Source organism: Pseudomonas sp. AMR01, from assembly GCF_041946035.1.
GTDB classification, from domain to species: Bacteria; Pseudomonadota; Gammaproteobacteria; order Pseudomonadales; family Pseudomonadaceae; genus Aquipseudomonas; species Aquipseudomonas antarctica_B.
In genome coordinates this window covers 1-536 of record NZ_JAUTYR010000169.1, presented here as the reverse complement: position 1 = coordinate 536, position 536 = coordinate 1, and the positions used below count along the sequence as shown (strand labels likewise).

Genomic DNA, 536 nt, shown 5'->3' with positions numbered 1-536 from the left:
TGGATGTCTGTCCTGACCTTCCCTCCGCCGGTGTTAACCGGTTCAGGTTCAACGGGTCCGCACAACACGTACATCTCAGCCCTAAGGCCCCCCGAGGTGAGGCCAGAGGTAGATGCCCCCCGCATGATTGGCAAGGCAAATCCCCTTGAGGCAGGGCGCCGCCCCGGCTAAGGGTTTGGCAACAGGAGGTCCGCCCATGTCGATCAACAGCTTTGGCCATCTTTACCGGGTCACCACTTGGGGCGAGAGCCACGGGCCTGCTCTTGGTGCCACTATCGACGGCTGCCCCCCGGGCGTGCCGATCGACGAAGGCATGATCCAACAGTGGCTCGACAAGCGCAAACCCGGTCAGAACAAATACACCACGCAGCGGCGTGAGGCGGATGAGGTGCGGATTCTGTCGGGCACCTTCGAAGGGGTCACCACCGGCACGCCCGTGCAGCTGATGATCGAGAACACCGATCAACGGTCAAAGGATTACTCCGAAGTCGCCAAGGCCTACCGTCCAGGCCATGCGGACTATACCTACGATGCCA

1 protein-coding gene and 1 riboswitch are annotated in these 536 nt (G+C 61.6%); the gene reads left to right on the top strand.

All coding sequences use genetic code 11. From position 1 onward, the window contains the following. Positions 1–2: 2 nt before the first annotated feature. A riboswitch (TPP riboswitch) is annotated at positions 3–104 on the bottom strand. 92 nt (positions 105–196) lie between these two features. Further along, on the top strand, positions 197–536 hold a 340-nt coding region (locus Q7C20_RS27075; protein ID WP_375071227.1), incomplete at its 3' end, for a chorismate synthase.